Origin of the sequence: Rhodanobacter sp. IGA1.0, from assembly GCF_040208325.1 — a bacterium.
Taxonomy (GTDB): Bacteria; Pseudomonadota; Gammaproteobacteria; order Xanthomonadales; family Rhodanobacteraceae; genus Rhodanobacter; species Rhodanobacter spathiphylli.
Window position 1 is genome coordinate 1,650,148 of record NZ_CP157948.1, and the last position, 16,023, is coordinate 1,666,170.

General features: G+C 66.8%; 11 protein-coding genes and 1 tRNA gene. 11 read left to right on the plus strand and 1 reads right to left on the minus strand.

Annotation, left to right across the window (positions count from 1 at the left end; translation table 11 throughout):
* The first annotated feature begins 146 nt into the window (after window positions 1-146).
* The 3 genes from ABNK63_RS07445 (at window position 147) to ABNK63_RS07455 (ending at window position 4,486) form a co-directional block, all read left to right on the plus strand.
* Complete coding sequence (locus ABNK63_RS07445) at window positions 147-2,006, plus strand: assimilatory sulfite reductase (NADPH) flavoprotein subunit (protein WP_350017067.1); 1,860 nt, start codon at window positions 147-149, stop codon at window positions 2,004-2,006.
* A 75-nt stretch (window positions 2,007-2,081) separates the two neighbouring features.
* Window positions 2,082-3,767: an assimilatory sulfite reductase (NADPH) hemoprotein subunit gene (cysI, locus tag ABNK63_RS07450; protein ID WP_350017068.1), complete on the plus strand. Its 1,686-nt coding sequence runs from the start codon at window positions 2,082-2,084 to the stop codon at window positions 3,765-3,767.
* On the plus strand, window positions 3,764-4,486 hold the full coding sequence (locus tag ABNK63_RS07455) for a phosphoadenylyl-sulfate reductase (RefSeq protein ID WP_350017069.1): 723 nt from the start codon (window positions 3,764-3,766) through the stop codon (window positions 4,484-4,486). The genes cysI and ABNK63_RS07455 overlap by 4 nt, the downstream gene beginning before the upstream one ends.
* Window positions 4,487-4,631: 145 nt before the next feature.
* Here the strand turns inward: ABNK63_RS07455 and ABNK63_RS07460 are convergent, their stop codons facing one another.
* Window positions 4,632-5,621, minus strand: coding sequence for a LysR substrate-binding domain-containing protein (locus tag ABNK63_RS07460; RefSeq protein WP_350017070.1), 990 nt, complete (start codon window positions 5,619-5,621; stop codon window positions 4,632-4,634).
* A gap of 307 nt (window positions 5,622-5,928) precedes the next feature.
* Between ABNK63_RS07460 and cysG the strand changes: the two genes are divergently transcribed.
* The 8 genes from cysG to lon all read left to right on the plus strand — a co-directional run bounded on the left by cysG (window position 5,929) and on the right by lon (window position 15,726).
* On the plus strand, window positions 5,929-7,398 hold the full coding sequence (gene cysG / locus ABNK63_RS07465; protein ID WP_350017071.1) for a siroheme synthase CysG: 1,470 nt from the start codon (window positions 5,929-5,931) through the stop codon (window positions 7,396-7,398).
* A 61-nt stretch (window positions 7,399-7,459) separates the two neighbouring features.
* Window positions 7,460-8,401: a cysteine synthase A gene (gene cysK / locus ABNK63_RS07470; protein ID WP_350017072.1), complete on the plus strand. Its 942-nt coding sequence runs from the start codon at window positions 7,460-7,462 to the stop codon at window positions 8,399-8,401.
* 173 nt (window positions 8,402-8,574) lie between these two features.
* The gene (gene gstA, locus ABNK63_RS07475) at window positions 8,575-9,192 is read left to right on the plus strand and encodes a glutathione transferase GstA (protein ID WP_007805274.1); all 618 of its coding nucleotides are present in this window, start codon (window positions 8,575-8,577) and stop codon (window positions 9,190-9,192) included.
* 331 nt (window positions 9,193-9,523) lie between these two features.
* Window positions 9,524-9,608 (plus strand) — tRNA-Leu (locus ABNK63_RS07480).
* Window positions 9,609-9,698: 90 nt separating this feature from the next.
* Window positions 9,699-10,991 (plus strand): trigger factor, encoded by a 1,293-nt coding sequence (gene tig / locus ABNK63_RS07485; protein WP_350017073.1) that lies wholly within the window; start codon window positions 9,699-9,701, stop codon window positions 10,989-10,991.
* Between the two features lie 68 nt (window positions 10,992-11,059).
* The gene (gene clpP / locus ABNK63_RS07490; RefSeq protein WP_200950346.1) at window positions 11,060-11,683 is read left to right on the plus strand and encodes an ATP-dependent Clp endopeptidase proteolytic subunit ClpP; all 624 of its coding nucleotides are present in this window, start codon (window positions 11,060-11,062) and stop codon (window positions 11,681-11,683) included.
* A 109-nt stretch (window positions 11,684-11,792) separates the two neighbouring features.
* Window positions 11,793-13,085, plus strand: coding sequence for an ATP-dependent Clp protease ATP-binding subunit ClpX (gene clpX, locus ABNK63_RS07495; protein WP_007805279.1), 1,293 nt, complete (start codon window positions 11,793-11,795; stop codon window positions 13,083-13,085).
* 169 nt (window positions 13,086-13,254) lie between these two features.
* The gene (gene lon, locus ABNK63_RS07500; RefSeq protein ID WP_350017074.1) at window positions 13,255-15,726 is read left to right on the plus strand and encodes an endopeptidase La; all 2,472 of its coding nucleotides are present in this window, start codon (window positions 13,255-13,257) and stop codon (window positions 15,724-15,726) included.
* Window positions 15,727-16,023: the final 297 nt, after the last annotated feature.

The following is a 16,023-nucleotide window of genomic DNA, read 5'->3' on the forward strand; positions in this document are numbered from 1 at the left end:
CTGGCGGGTCGGCGAAGTATTGGCGGCGGCCGTCAGACGCGGAAATAAGGCGTCGGCATATGCACATGGCAAGGCATCCTTTCACGGCCTTGCGTTGAGTCGATACTTTGGATGTCCAGACGTATGGACGTCCAAACAGGATTGTCGTGAACTCAGTCGCCGCGAGAAATGTTGCCGACGCCGAGCCGCCTGCGGACAGGCTTGCCCTGCTGGCCAGGGGCCTGGATGGACTGGGCGCGGCCCAGCTGTACTGGGTGGCCGCCTGGGTCGCTGCGCGGGCAGGGCAGCTCCAGCGCCATGGCGCGGCGGCGTCCGTCCCGGCGGCACAGGCGGGCGAGCGGCTGACCATCCTCTACGGCAGCCAGACCGGCAATGCCCGCCGCATCGCCACGGCGCTGGCCAGTCGCAGCGAGGCGCTGGGCCTGCCGGTGCGGCTGCTGCGCGCCGACGCCTACCCGCAACGCGAACTGGCGCAGGAGCGTCATTTGCTGGTGGTGGTCAGCACCCAGGGCGACGGCGAGCCGCCGGATGACACGCGTGGCCTGTTCGAGTTCATCACCGGCAAGCGGGCGCCGAAATTGCCGGCGCTGCAGTTCGCGGTGCTGGGGCTGGGCGACTCCAGCTATCCGCAGTTCTGCACGATCGGGCGCCAGCTGGACGAGCGGCTGGCAGCGCTGGGCGCCAGTCGTCTGCATCCCTTCGGCGAAGCCGACCTGGAGTTCGAGCTGGTCGCCGAACCCTGGTCGGAGCAGGTGGTGGAGCGCGCCCGGGACCTGCTCAGGCAGGTCGCCGCGCCCGGGCGGGTGACGCCGCTGCATGTGGTGCCGCCAGCCGGCGCGCATTCCCGCGAACAACCGTTCAGCGCGGTGGTGCTGGCCAACCAGCGCATCGTCAGCCGGGACAGCACCCGCGACATCCGCCACCTGGAGTTGTCGCTGGAAGGTTCCGGCCTGCGCTACCAGCCCGGTGATGCACTGGGCGTGTGGCCGCGCAATCCGCCGGCGCTGGTCGCGCAATGGCTCGACCTCCTGCAGCTCGATGGCGCAGGCGAAGTGAGCTGGAAGCATCGCCGTCAGCCGTTGCGGCAATGGCTGGAGCGCGATTGCGAACTCACCCGCCTGCATCGCGGCTTCATTGCGGCACTGGCCGCTGCCGGCGGGCACGCCGAACTGGCCGGGCTGCTGCAGCCGGAAAACGCGGCCCGGCTGGCCGCGGTGCTGGCCGACCACCAGCCGATCGACCTGCTGCGTCGCCATCCCGCGACCTGGCAACCCGAAGCCCTGCTGGCGGCATTGCGCCCGCTGGCGCCGCGGCTGTACTCGATCGCCTCCAGCCCGGCGGCCGTGGGCGAGGAGGTGCACCTGACCGTGGCGGTGGTGGAATACGAAGCCGATGGTCATGCCCACTGGGGCGCAGCCTCCAGCCTGCTGGCCGCCAGCGGGGAGGATGCCCGGCTGGAGGTCTTCGTCGAACCGAACGAGCGCTTCCGGCTGCCGGCCGACGACGCGCGCGACATCATCATGATCGGCCCCGGTACCGGCGTGGCCCCGTTCCGCGCCTTCTTGCAGGAACGCCGCGAGCGTGCCGGCAGTGGCCGCAACTGGCTGTTCTTCGGCAACCGCCATTTTGCCAGCGATTTCCTCTACCAGGTGGAGTGGCAGCAGGCGCTGAAGGACGGCTCGCTGCACCGGCTCGACCTGGCGTTCTCGCGGGATGGCGCCCTTTCTGAAAGTCCGCACGGGGATGCGCGGGGCGTTGCGAGGAACTCGCGGCAGACAAAAACCTATGTGCAGGATCGTCTGCGCCAACGCGGCGCCGACCTGTACGCCTGGCTCGATGGCGGTGCACACCTCTACGTCTGCGGCGACGCGAAACACATGGCGCGCGACGTGCACGCCGCCCTGATCGACGTGGCCGTGGCCCACGGCGGTCATTCCACCGATTCCGCCGAGGCCTGGCTCGGCGAGCTGCTGCAGCAGGGTCGCTACGCCCGCGACGTCTACTAGTTGATGCGCCCGTCCCTGGAAGCTTGAGTCAGGACACGGCCGGCCATGGCCGCACTTCAGATAAAGAACGCTCCGATGCTCTCCCATCTCGAAAAAATCAAGGCTGACAGCCGCCTCTTGCGCGGCGGCATCGCCGAGGGTCTGGCCGATCCGGTCACCGGCGCGATCAGCGATGACGACACCAAGCTGCTGAAATTCCACGGCAGCTACCAGCAGGATGACCGCGATCTGCGCGAGGACCGTCGGCGGCAGAAGCTGGAGCCGGCCTACGCCTTCATGTTGCGCGCGCGCCTTCCCGGCGGCGTGGTGACGCCGGCGCAGTGGCTGGTGTTCGATCGCATCGCCCGTGACTACGCCAGTGGCTCACTGCGCATCACCACGCGGCAGACCTTCCAGTGGCACGGCATCATCAAGCGCCAGCTGAAGCCGACCATCGCCGCGATTCATGACACGCTGGCCAGCACCATCGCCGCCTGCGGCGACGTGGTGCGCAACGTGGTCAGCACGGCCAACCCGGTCGAGTCCGCCGCACACGCCGAGGCGTACGCCTGGGCTACGCGGCTGTCTGCCGAGCTGGCCCCGAAGACGCGGGCGTATCACGAGATCTGGCTGGACGGCGAGCAGCTGGCCGGCGCGGCGGAGGTCGAGCCGCTGTACGGCGCGACCTATCTGCCGCGCAAGTTCAAGATCGGCCTGGCGATCCCGCCGCTCAACGACATCGACGTGTTTGCCCAGGACCTGGGCCTGATCGCGATCATCGAGCACGGCGTGTTGCGCGGCTTCAACATCGCCATCGGCGGCGGCATGGGCGCCACCCACGGCGACGCCAGCACCTATCCGCGGCTGGCCAGCGTGATCGGCTTCGTCGCGCCGGAGCAGTTGTTCGAGGTGGCCGAGGCGGTGATCGGCGTGCAGCGTGACTGGGGCGACCGCGCCGAGCGCAAGCATGCACGACTGAAATACACGCTGGACCGGCACGGCCTGGACACGTTCAGGGAGGAACTGGCATCGCGGCTGGGTTATGCGCTGGCTCCGCCACGCGAGCATCGCTTCGAGCACAACGGCGACCGCTACGGCTGGGTCGAGGGGCACGATGGCCGCTGGCATCTCACCTTGCACATCGAGTCCGGCCGCCTCGCCGATACCGGCGATCGGCGCTGGCTCAGCGGCCTGCGCGAACTGGCGAAGGTACACGCGGGCGATTTCCGCCTGACCTGCAACCAGAACGTGATCGTCGCCGGCGTGCCGGCCGCCGAGCGCGCGCGCATCGATGCGATCGTGCACGCGCACGGCCTCGGCGAGTACCGTGCGCAGAGCGGCATCCGCCGCCACGCGATCGCCTGCGTGGCCTTGCCCACCTGCGGCCTGGCGATGGCCGAGAGCGAACGCTACCTGCCGGCGCTGCTGCCGAAGCTGGAGTCGCTGCTGGCCCGCCACGGCCTTGCTGACGCGCCGATCCTGCTGCGTCTGTCCGGCTGCCCCAACGGTTGTTCGCGCCCTTACCTGGGCGAGATCGCCCTGGTCGGGCGCGGGCCGGGTCGCTACGACCTGCGGCTGGGTGCCGACTTCAGCGGACAGCGCCTGAACCAGGTGTATCGGGAGAACATCGACGAGGCGACGATCCTCGATGCGCTCGATCCGCTGTTTGCGCGCTACGCGGATGAACGCGGCGAGGGCGAGGGTTTCGGCGATTTCCTGCTGCGCGCCGGTATCGTGGCTACGGCAAAGCCACGGCATATTCCGCTGGCGGTGCTGGCATGAGTGCGGTGCTAGCCGCGGCCGTCTCGCCCGAACCGCAGGTATTGGCAGAACTGAATGCGCGGTTCGCCACGCTCGACGCCGAGCAGCGCGTGGCCTGGGTGTTCGAAAACATTCCGGGCGAACACGTGCTGTCGTCCAGCTTCGGCGCACAGGCAGCGGTGTCGCTGCATCTGCTGACCCGCCAGCGCGCCCGCCTGCCGGTGGTGCTGATCGACACCGGCTATCTGTTTCCCGAGACCTACCGCTTCGTCGACGAGTTGACCGAACGACTCGCGCTGAACCTCAAGGTCTATCGCGCGCCGCTCAGCCCGGCCTGGATGGAGGCACGCCACGGGCGGCTGTGGGAGCAGGGCGTGCCCGGGCTGGACCAGTACAACCGCTTGCGCAAGGTCGAGCCGATGCAGCGGGCGCTGGCCGAACTGGGTGCGGCCGGCTGGTTTGCCGGCCTGCGTCGTGGACAGTCGCGCAGCCGCCGGGCGATCGACTTCGTCGAGCATCGCCAGGGCCGCTGGAAGTTCCACCCGCTGGCGGACTGGAGCGACCGCGACATTGGCCAGTACCTGGCGCACCACCAGCTGCCTTACCACCCGTTGTGGCAGCGCGGCTACGTCTCCATCGGCGACACCCACACCAGCCATCGCTGGGAGCCCGGCATGGACGCCGAGGACACCCGCTTCTTCGGACTCAAGCGCGAGTGCGGACTGCACGGCATCGGGTAAGCCAGCCGACGTCGCCTTGCACCGGCCCGTCCGGCGCGGGCCGGTCGACCATCGCCGAGGCGCATCGCGACTTCATCGAGATCCAACTCGCCACCGCGCTGGAGGTAGCTGTCTTGCGGGGCGGGCGTCGTCCGCCGGCCAGGCCTCAGGCGGCGAGCGCGGCTTGCCGGCGCTCCCGCCAATGCGGCACCCCGGTCCATTCGCCGGCGGTGGCGTCGCCGGCCAGCACCCGCGCCACGTCGCGGCGGTCGAGATGCGGCGCGAACTGCGTGACGAACTCCAGCACGTACTCGCGCAGCACGCTCTCGCGACGCAGCACGATCCAGGTCGTGCATTGCGGAAACAGGTGATCGGCCGGCAGCACGGCCAGGTCGGTGTCGGCCGGCAGCATCGCCATCTCGGCCAGCACGCCGATGCCGAGCCCGGTACGCACGTAGGTCTTGATCAGGTCGGCATCGCCGGCGGTCATCGCGACATGCGGCTGCAGCTGGCGCGCCTCGAACGCGCGGCGCAGCGAGGAATCGGCCTTGACGGAAGAGTCGTAGCTGACCAGTGGGAGTTTCGCCAGGGCGTCCAGCGAGGGCGGCTGGCCGCTGGTGGCCAGCGGATGCTCCCGCGGCGCAAGGATCACCCGATGCCAGCGATAGGCCGGCAGCGCGATGCCGCTGCCGGGCGGCGCGCCGGCCGTGCTGATCACCGCCAGATCGACCCGGCCTGCCTCCAGTTGCGCCAGCACCTCGCTGTCGCGGCCCGGCTGCAGGTGCACGCTGACTCGCGGATAGCTCTGGCTGAGCATGCCGATCGCGGCGGGCAGGGCGAAGCGGGCCTGGGTGTGGGTGGTGGCGATGCGCAACTCACCGTGCGCCTCGTTGCGCAGGTTGGCGGCGATCGAGCGGATGTTGGCCGCTTCGGCCAGGATCGTGCGCGCCCGCTCCAGCACCTGCCGACCGGCATGGGTCACCGTGTCCAGGCTCTTGCCCTTGCGCACGAACAGCTGGAAACCCAGCTCGTCCTCAAGCTGCCGCAGCTGCTTGCTCAGGCCGGGCTGGGTGGCGTGCACGCGTTCCGCGGCGAGGGTGATGTTCAGGCCGGAGTCGGCGATGGCCACCAGGTAGCGCAGTTGGGTCAGGGTCATGGCGAAGTTCTCGTGTACGGTCGGGATCGTGGAGGCGAGGCGCGAACGAAACACGGATACATCGCGTGGCAGCCGGCGTGGTCAGGGCGGGCACAAGGCCGCGGGCCACCACCGGGGATGGGGCGTCAGGGGATGCGTGGCCTGGACGTGATTTCATGATCAGACGTCTATACGTCCATTTGATGGATTGGTCAAGTTTTCGGCAACATGCCGTGGCGGCATATGCGCGGTGGCGCAAGTCATTTGTCGTCGCCGCCGGCACCCGGATAGCGTGGTGGCATCGTCATACCTGCACCGGACGCATCGCATGAAGTTGTATCCCCTGTTCGCCGATCTGTCCCGTCGCGCCGTGCTGGTGGTCGGCGGTGGCCCGGTGGCCGAACGCAAGGTGGCGGCCCTGCTCGGCGCGCAGGCGCAGGTCACGGTGAACGCGCCCACGCTGACGCCGCGGCTGCGGCGGTGGGTGGCCGATGGCCGCGTGGCCCATCGCCACGAATCGTTCCGCGAGAGCTGGCTGGATCGGGTCTGGCTGGTGGTGGCGGCGACCCCGGATACCGAACTGAACCGCTTGATCGCGACCTTTGCCGAGTTGCGGCGGATCTTCGTCAACGTGGTGGACGACGCAGCCCTGTCGAGCTTTCACGTGCCGGCCGTGGTCGACCGCTCGCCGCTGACCATCGCCATCTCCAGCGGCGGCGAGGCACCGATGCTGGCCCGACTGGTGCGCGAGCGGCTGGAGGGCTTGCTGGATCACTCGCTGGGCGCGCTGGCCACGCTGGCGGCCGGCTTGCGCAAGCGCATCCGGGCACGGCACCCGGACATGGCTGCGCGCCGACGCTTCTACGAGAACCTGTTCACCGGTCCGGTGGCGGGCCTGCTGCGGCAGGGCCGGCCGGAAGCCGCCCGCCAGGCGGTGGAAGTCACGCTGCTGGCGCCGCCGGAGGCCCCGACCGGTTCGGTGGTGCTGGTGGGCGCCGGTCCCGGTGATCCGGGCCTGTTGACCTTGCGGGCGCTGCGCGCGCTGAACGAGGCGGACGTGATCCTGCACGACCGGCTGGTCAGCGCCGAGGTGCTGGAACTGGCCCGGCGCGACGCCGAGCGGATCGAGGTCGGCAAGCAGGCAGGCCATCATCACACCAGCCAGGACGCCATCCACGACCTGCTGCTGCGGCATGCGCGGGCGGGGCGGCGGGTAGTGCGGCTGAAGGGCGGCGACCCCTTCGTGTTCGGTCGCGGCGGCGAGGAGCTGGAGTTCCTGCGCGCTCACGCCGTTCCCTATGAAGTCGTGCCCGGCATCACCGCCGCCGTGGCCTGCGCGGCCTACGCGGGCGTGCCGCTGACCCACCGCCATCACGCGCAGTCGGTGTGCCTGGTCACCGCGCATGGCCAGTCGCCGGACCAGTCCCCGGACTGGGCGCTGCTGGCCCAGGAACGACAGACCCTGGCGGTGTACATGGGCGTGGCCGAACTGGGCGCGCTGCAGGCGGGCCTGCTCGCCCACGGCCGGGCGTCTGCCACGCCTTTCGCGCTGATCGAGAATGGCTCGCGCCCGGAGCAGCGCGTGGTCACCGGCACCCTGGCCAACCTGGTCGAGCGCGCCGCCTTCCATGCGGTAAGCTCGCCGGCCTTGCTGCTCTTGGGCGAGGTGGCGGCGCTGGCGCCTTCGCTGGCCTGGTTCGGCCAGCCGCCGCTGGGAGCCACGGTGCATGCCTTCCGCGCACAGGAGCGCCCACCGCCGACGCCCGACGTACTGGCCGCGCTGCATCGCGCCGGATGAACATTTTTGCCGCGACGGGCGCATGATGCCGGTCGACTTTCGTGTCTTCAGGAGTCCTCCCATGATCCACAACAGCATTCTCGACACCATCGGCAATACGCCAATCGTCCGCCTCCATCGGCTGGCGCCAAAACACGTCGAACTCCATGTGAAGGTGGAGGCCTTCAATCCGGCCGGGTCGGTCAAGGATCGACTGGCGCTGGCGATCATCCTGGACGCCGAACAGCGCGGCGTGCTGAAGCCGGGGCAGACGGTGGTCGAGGCCACTTCGGGCAATACCGGCGTGGCGCTGGCCGCGATCTGCGCGGCCCGTGGCTATCCGTTCGTGGCGGTGATGGCCGAGACGTTCTCGATCGAGCGGCGCAAGCTGATCCGCGCCTACGGCGGCAAGGTGGTGCTGACGCCCGCGGCTGCACGGGGCACCGGCATGGTCGACAAGGCGCTGGAGCTGGCGCAGAAGCACGGCTGGTTCTTCACCAACCAGTTCGAGAACCCCGCCAATCCGGCCTACCACCGGCAGACCACGGCTCCGGAAATCCTGCGTGACTTCGCCGGGCGCCGGCTGGACTACTTCGTCAGCGGCTGGGGAACCGGCGGCACGCTGACCGGTGTGGGCGAAGTGCTGAAGGTGGCGCGCCCGGACGTGCAGGTGGTCGCCACCGAGCCGACCGTGGCTGCCCTGCTGTCGGGCAAGGAATGGCAGCCGCACAAGATCCAGGGCTGGACCCCGGACTTCGTGCCGGGGGTGCTGAATCCGCAGGTGGTGGATCGCATCGTGCTGATCGACGACGTGCTGGCACGCGACACCTCCCGCGAACTGGCCCGGCGCGAAGGCATCTTTGCCGGCATTTCCTCGGGCGCCACGCTGGCCGCTGCGCTGGAAGTGGCGAAGGATGCGCCGGAAGGTTCGGTGCTGCTGGCGATGCTGCCCGATACCGGCGAGCGCTACCTGTCGACCTTCCTGTTCGAGGGTGTCAACGAGGGTTCGGACGAGGTCGAGTGATCGCCCGCCCGGTCATACGGGATCGCAGGTTCCTTGGTGCGGTGCTGCCGCGTGCGGGACAGGCCGGTGGTGACGTCGTATCCAGCAGTGATCATGGCGACTAACATGAAGGTCCGTCGCGCGGTCGCTCCCCGGGCTGCGCGACGCCCTCGTGTCCCCCATGGAGAAACCGGATGAAGCTGTATTACATGCCTGGCGCCTGCTCGCTCTCGCCGCACATCGTGGCACTGGAAGCCGGCCTGCCACTGCAACTGGTCAGGGTCGACGGCAAGACCAAGCGCACCGAGAGCGGCGACGACTTCCTGCAGGTCAACCCGAAAGGCTATGTGCCGACGCTGCAGCTGGACGACGGCGAAGTGCTGACCGAAGGTCCGGCGATCGTGCAGTATCTGGCCGACCGGAACCCGGCCAGCGGACTGGCGCCGGCCAACGGTACGCTGCCCCGCTACCACCTGCAGGAGATGCTCGGTTACATCAACTCCGAGCTGCACAAGACCTACAGCCCGCTGTTCAGCCCGGCCACGCCCGAGCCAGTACGGCAGGAACGCAAGGAGTACCTGCGCAAGCGTTACGCAACGCTCGATGCCGTGCTGGCGAAGCAGGAGTGGCTGCTTGGCGGGCAATTCACCGCCGCCGACGCCTATCTGTTCACCGTGACCAACTGGGCCAGGCATGTGGATCTGGATCTGTCGGAGTTCGAGTCGCTGACCGCGTTCCAGCAACGCGTGGCGGCGCGGCCGATGGTGCAGGCGGCGATGGAGGCCGAGGGTCTGCTCAGGAAGTCGGCGTAACCGGGCAACGTCCGCAAGGGCCGGCACCGCGAGGTGCCGGCCTTTTGCATGCGGCATCGTCCGGCCGTACTCCCGCAGCACGCATGCAGGGGCAGCGGTCCATGCGCGGCGAATCCGGCGATCATCGGGCGCTTGCCGACGGGTGGCGCCAATTGCCGGCGATGGCTTGTGCTACCGCACGACGCAACCGTAAAATGGTCCGCTTTCGTATAAGGTAATCATCGACTTAGGCGATCACGCCGGTTGATCTGGGGGCGACGGCGGGCCGCGAAGGCGGCTCGCATTGGCTTTGCATATCAGTTGGTTAGGGTCGTTTGACAAGGGTGGCAAGGCGAGAGTGGCGGAATTGGTAGACGCACCAGATTTAGGTTCTGGCGGTTAACCCCGTGGGGGTTCGAGTCCCCCCTTTCGCACCATGCCCCGTTGATTTCCCTTGATTTCCGGGCGACACAGCCGCCATGGCGCCGGTGCGGGCCCACAACATTCAGGTAGTACCAGGAGACGTCATGCAGGTTTCGGTTGAGAACATCGGCTCGCTCGAGCGCAAGCTCACGGTGAAATTTCCGGCGGAGCGGTTTGAGACGCAGGTCAGCGCACGCATCGCGGAAATGGGTCGCACGGTTCGCCTGAAGGGCTTCCGTCCGGGCAAGGTGCCCACCACGGTGATCAAGCAGCGCTTCGGCGACCAGGTTCGTGGCGAGGTTCTGTCCGACCTGATCGGCAGCACGCTGCGTGAAGCCGTGCAGCAGGAAAAGCTGCAGCCGATCGCGAACCCGTCGATCGACACCACGGGCAAGCCGGAGAACGGCGAGATCGCCTACACCGCCACCTTCGAGATCATGCCGGAGTTCCCCCAGGTCGACGTGGCCGCGCTCGAGATCAAGCGCCCCGTGGCCGAGGTCAGCGACGCGGACATCGACAAGATGCTGGAGACCCTGCGCCAGCAGCGTCGCAGCTTCGATGAAGTCGAGCGCGCCTCGGCCGATGGCGACTTCGTGATGTTCGAGTATTCCGCCAGCGCGGACGACTACCGTTTCCCCGCCGAAGGCCAGGAACGCGCCGGCAGCGTGCTCGGCTCGGGCACCCTGTTCAAGGCGCTGGACGAAGCGCTGACCGGCCGCAAGAGCGGTGAAAGCTTCGAGACCGACGTGCTGTTCCCGGAAGATTTCCGCAACGAGCAGCTGGCCGGGAAGAATGCCAAGGTCAGCTTCAGCATCATCAAGGTGCAGGAACCGAAGCTGCCCGAGATCGACGCCGAATTCGCCAAGCTGTTCGGCATTGCCGACGGCGATCTGGAGACCTTCCGCAAGGAAGTGCGGGCGAACCTGGAGCGCGAACTGAAGGCCGCGCTGATGGGCCGTCTGAAGTCGGAAGTGGCCGAGAAGCTGGCGGTGACCCACGCCGATCTGGACGTGCCGAAGCTGATGGTGCAGTCCGAGGCGCGCAACATGGCCGCCGGCAGCGTGCCACAGGGCCAGCAGCCGCCGCCGCAGCTGATCGAGGCCGCCATGCCGGTGGCTCGCCAGCGGGTGATTGCCGGTCTGCTGATGGGCGAAATCGCCCGCAAGCAGGAGATCAGGATCGATCGCAAGCGCGTGGCCGAGCAGCTGGCTGCGATTGCCTCGACCTATGAAGAACCGGAAAAGGTCATTGAACTGTACAACGGCGACCCCCAGTTGATGTCCGGGCTGCAGAATCGCGTGATGGAAGACCAGGTGGCGGAGTGGGTGGCGGAACACGCCACGACCACCCAGCTGGATCTCACGTTCGACGAGGTGATGCGTCCAGTCAGCGCCTGAGCAACCAGGCTGGAAAACCGGCCCGGGCAACCACCCGGGCTCATCAACGGAGAGCTGCAGACATGGCCATGGATACAATCCAGAACCTCAATTTGGTCCCGATGGTCGTCGAGCAGACCGCTCGTGGCGAGCGCTCCTACGACATCTATTCGCGCCTGCTGAAAGAGCGCGTGATCTTCCTGGTGGGCGAGGTCAACGACCAGGTCGCGAACCTGATCGTGGCGCAGATGCTGTTCCTGGAATCGGAAAATCCGGACAAGGACATCAACTTCTACATCAACAGCCCGGGCGGTGCCGTCACCGCCGGTCTGGCGATCTACGACACGATGCAGTTCATCAAGCCGAACGTCAGCACGATGTGCATCGGCCAGGCCTGCAGCATGGGCTCGTTCCTGCTGATGGCCGGCGCCAAGGGCAAGCGTTTCGCACTGCCGAATTCGCGCATCATGATCCACCAGCCTTCCGGCGGCGCGCAGGGTCAGGCCACCGACATCGAGATCCAGGCCCGCGAGATCCTTTACATCCGCGAGCGTCTGAACAAGCTGTACGTCGAACACACCGGCCAGCCGCTCGAGAAGATCGAGCTGGACATGGAGCGCGACCGCTTCATGAACGCGGTGGATGCGAAGGCGTATGGCCTGATCGACGAGGTGCTCGACAAGCGCGCTGGCGAAACGGTGAAATCGGCCTGAGTTCCGGTTTCCACACCACGGTCACGAGAGGGGCTCCGCGTCTGCAGGCAGACGCGGAGCCCTGTGTTATTCTCGCGGCGCATCCAGATTTACCAGCGGGACCGAGAGTATGAGTGACGACCGTCAGGGGCGATCCAGCGACAGCGGCAAGATTCTCTATTGCTCTTTCTGTGGCAAGAGCCAGCATGAAGTGCGCAAGCTGATCGCGGGCCCGTCCGTGTTCATCTGCGACGAATGCGTCGAGCTCTGCAACGACATCATCCGCGAGGAACTGGAAGAGAAGGCCGCTTCGGGCCGGACCCAGTTGCCGAAGCCGCGCGAGATCCGCGAATCGCTGGATCAGTACGTGGTCGGCCAGAGCCGCGCCAAGAAGGCGCTGGCCGTTGCGGTGTACAACCATTACAAGCGGATCGAATCGCGCCAGAAGAGCGACGACATCGAGCTGGGCAAGTCCAACATCCTGCTGATCGGTCCGACCGGCTCGGGCAAGACGCTGCTGGCCGAAACGCTGGCGCGCCTGCTCAACGTGCCGTTCACGATCGCCGACGCCACCACGCTGACCGAAGCCGGCTACGTGGGCGAGGATGTCGAGAACATCATCCAGAAGCTGCTGCAGAAGTGCGACTACGACGTCGAGAAGGCGCAGTCGGGCATTGTCTACATCGACGAGATCGACAAGATTTCGCGCAAGAGCGAGAACCCGTCGATCACTCGTGACGTGTCGGGCGAAGGCGTGCAACAGGCGTTGCTGAAGCTGATCGAGGGCACTCTCGCCTCGGTGCCGCCGCAGGGTGGCCGCAAGCACCCGCAGCAGGAATTCCTGCAGGTCGACACCAAGAACATCCTGTTCATCTGCGGTGGCGCGTTCTCCGGCCTGGACAAGGTCATCCAGCAGCGCTCCGAGACCACCGGCATCGGTTTTTCCGCCGAAGTGCGCTCCAAGGAGCGCACCGAGAACCTCGGCAAGGTGCTGGCCGAAGTCGAACCGGCCGATCTGGTGCGCTTCGGCCTGATCCCGGAGTTCGTCGGACGCCTGCCCGTGGTGGCCACGCTGGACGAGCTGGACGAGGCGGCGCTGGTGAAGATCCTCACCGAGCCGAAGAACGCGGTGACCAAGCAGTTCAGGAAGCTGTTCGAGATGGAAGAGGTGGAGCTCGAGTTCCGCCCCGAGGCACTGCAGGCGATTGCCCGCAAGGCGCTCAAGCGCAAGACCGGCGCCCGCGGCTTGCGCACCATCCTGGAACAGGTGTTGCTGGACACGATGTACGAGCTGCCCTCGCTGGAGCACGTCAGCAAGGTGGTGGTGGACGACGCCGTGATCGAGGGGCAGGCCGAGCCCTACCTGATCTACCGCGGCAACCTGCAGCAGCGCGTGGCGGGCGAGGGTGGCGACGCCGCCTGACTTTTCGCGCCACTGCATCGACGACGGCTCCGGTGGATCTTCCCGGGGCCGTTTCTTTTTCGGCTGACCGCGAACCTTGACTAGGTTGGCGGTCGCCTCCACTTGACGAGTTGGGATGCCCGGCGCAGTGTCGGGTTGAACGCACAATCGACCGAGGGACCCCTCTTTCATGGCCAAGAACGCCCCCCTTCCTGCTGCGCTGGACGCTCTGCCGGTATTGCCGTTGCGTGATGTCGTGGTTTACCCGCACATGGTGATTCCGCTGTTTGTCGGTCGCGACAAATCCATGCGTGCGCTGGAGCGCGCCATGGAGGGCGAGCGGCAGATCCTGCTGGTTGCGCAAAAAAGTCCGGATATCGACGATCCGGAGATTTCCGACCTGCACCAGATCGGCACGCTGGCCGGGGTGCTGCAACTGTTGAAGCTGCCCGATGGCACGGTGAAGGTGCTGGTCGAGGGCCAGTCGCGCGTGTCAGTCGAGGACTTCAGGGAACGGGACGGCATGCTGACCGCGCGTTCGCGCGTGATCGAGCCGGTCTACAACGCCAAGGAGCGCGAGCTCGACGTGGTTTCGCGCACGCTGATCTCGCTGTTCGAGCAACTGGTCAAGCAAAGCCGCAAGCTGCCGCCGGAAGTGCTGGCCAGCCTGTCCGGTATCGAAGATCCGTCGCGGGTCGCCGATTCGATCGCTGCGCACCTGTCCGTGCGCATGGCGGACAAGCAGAAGGTGCTGGAGACTGCTGACGTCGGCCAGCGGCTGGAACTGCTGATCGGCCTGGTCGACGGCGAGATGGACCTGCAGCAGGTGGAAAAGCGCATCCGCGGCCGCGTGAAATCGCAGATGGAGAAGAGCCAGCGCGAGTATTACCTCAACGAGCAGATGAAGGCGATCCAGAAGGAGCTGGGCGACAGCGAGGACGGCCCCAACGAAGTCGAGGAGCTGCAGAAGAAGATCGAGGGCTCGGGCATGCCCAAGCCGGTGCTGGCCAAGGCGCGGCAGGAGTTCAGCAAGCTCAAGCAGATGTCGCCGATGTCGGCCGAGGCCACCGTGGTGCGCAACTACCTCGACTGGCTGGTCGGCGTGCCGTGGAAGAAGCGCAGCAAGGTGCGCAAGGACCTGCAGCTGGCCCAGGAGGTGCTGGATGCCGATCACTTCGGCCTGGAGAAGGTCAAGGAGCGGATCCTCGAATATCTCGCCGTGCAGCAGCGCGTGTCGGTCATGAAGGGGCCGATCCTGTGCCTGGTCGGACCGCCGGGCGTGGGCAAGACGTCGCTGGGCCAGTCGATCGCCAAGGCCACCAACCGCAAGTTCGTCCGCATGAGCCTGGGCGGCGTGCGTGACGAGGCCGAGATCCGCGGGCACCGGCGCACCTATATCGGCTCGATGCCCGGCCGCATCGTGCAGAACATCAACAAGGTCGGCGCGAAGAACCCGCTGTTCGTGCTGGACGAGATCGACAAGATGTCGATGGATTTCCGTGGCGATCCGTCCTCGGCGCTGCTCGAGGTGCTCGACCCGGAACAGAACCACGCGTTCAACGACCACTATCTCGAAGTGGACCTGGACCTGTCCGAGGTGATGTGGATCGCCACCGCCAATTCGCTGAACATTCCCGGCCCATTGCTCGATCGCATGGAGGTCATTCGCATCCCCGGCTATACCGAGGACGAGAAGCTCGGCATCGCGCAGAAGTACCTGCTGGCCAAGCAGTTGAAGGCCAACGGCCTGAAGCCCGAGGAACTCAGCGTCACCGAGGAAGCGCTGCGTGACATCGTGCGCTACTACACCCGCGAGTCGGGCGTGCGCAACCTGGAGCGCGAGGTTTCCAAGATCTGCCGCAAGGTGGTCAAGGAACTGACCCTGGGGCAGGTCAGGAAAGCCAAGGGCAAGCCTGCGGCCAAAACCGCCAAGGGCAAGGCGAAGGCTGCTCCGGACAAGGTCAAAGTGACGTCGGACAACCTCGACCACTACCTGGGTGTGCGGCGGTTCGATTTCGGTCGCAAGGAACTGCAGAACGAGGTGGGGCTGGTCACCGGCCTGGCCTGGACCCAGGTTGGCGGCGAGTTGCTCAGCATCGAAGCGTCGGTGGTGGCGGGCAAGGGACGGCTGGTGCATACCGGCCAGCTCGGCGACGTCATGAAGGAATCGATCCAGGCGGCCTTGTCGGTGGTGCGCGCCCGTGCCGACCAGCTCGGCATCGACCCGGAGTTCCACCAGAAACTCGACGTGCACATCCACGTGCCGGAGGGCGCCACGCCGAAGGACGGACCCAGCGCGGGCATCGCGATGTGCACGGCACTGGTGTCGGTATTGACCAGGGTGCCGGTGCGGTCCGAGGTCGCGATGACCGGCGAGATCACCTTGCGTGGTCGGGTGCTGCCGATCGGCGGGCTGAAGGAGAAGCTGCTCGCGGCGCACCGTGGCGGCATCACCACGGTGATCATCCCCGAGGACAACAAGAAGGACCTTGCCGACATGCCGGCCAACATCACCTCGTCCATGCAGATCCATCCGGTGCGCTGGATCGACGAAGTGCTGGACATCGCCCTGGAGCGCCCGCTGCAGCCAAGCACGGCGAAGGCCGACACTCCCGCCGCCGTTTCCGGCGATTCGACGGAAGCCCATTCGCTGACCCACTAGGTTCAGCGTCAGCCAGGCCCGAGTACTCCAGGAACGCCACGCTCGCGCGTGGCGTTCTTTTGCGTGTTCGTCACCGTTCGGCGAAGTTCGCCCTAGTCGTTCGGTACTTGTTTTGCAAGCGGATCGACAACGTCCAGATCTTGCGAAAACGTTGCTGTGGCTTGTGTTGCGCCTTCCTGCAACGCACTGGTATAAAGGCGCTACCGCAGTCCCGGCGTTGTTCGTCAGCGCAGCGATGCGGGGTTGCGTCATGGCATCCTGCGAGCCAACCATCCATGCCGGCGCTGTCGGGTTCTC

Coding starts and splice junctions, on each gene's coding strand:
- cysI (WP_350017068.1), top strand. CDS start 2,082: ATGCTCTCCCATCTCGAAAAAATCAAGGCTGACAGCCGCCTCTTGCGC.
- tig (WP_350017073.1), top strand. CDS start 9,699: ATGCAGGTTTCGGTTGAGAACATCGGCTCGCTCGAGCGCAAGCTCACG.
- clpX (WP_007805279.1), top strand. CDS start 11,793: ATGAGTGACGACCGTCAGGGGCGATCCAGCGACAGCGGCAAGATTCTC.
- gstA (WP_007805274.1), top strand. CDS start 8,575: ATGAAGCTGTATTACATGCCTGGCGCCTGCTCGCTCTCGCCGCACATC.
- ABNK63_RS07455 (WP_350017069.1), top strand. CDS start 3,764: ATGAGTGCGGTGCTAGCCGCGGCCGTCTCGCCCGAACCGCAGGTATTG.
- clpP (WP_200950346.1), top strand. CDS start 11,060: ATGGATACAATCCAGAACCTCAATTTGGTCCCGATGGTCGTCGAGCAG.
- lon (WP_350017074.1), top strand. CDS start 13,255: ATGGCCAAGAACGCCCCCCTTCCTGCTGCGCTGGACGCTCTGCCGGTA.
- cysG (WP_350017071.1), top strand. CDS start 5,929: ATGAAGTTGTATCCCCTGTTCGCCGATCTGTCCCGTCGCGCCGTGCTG.
- ABNK63_RS07460 (WP_350017070.1), bottom strand. CDS start 5,621: ATGACCCTGACCCAACTGCGCTACCTGGTGGCCATCGCCGACTCCGGC.
- cysK (WP_350017072.1), top strand. CDS start 7,460: ATGATCCACAACAGCATTCTCGACACCATCGGCAATACGCCAATCGTC.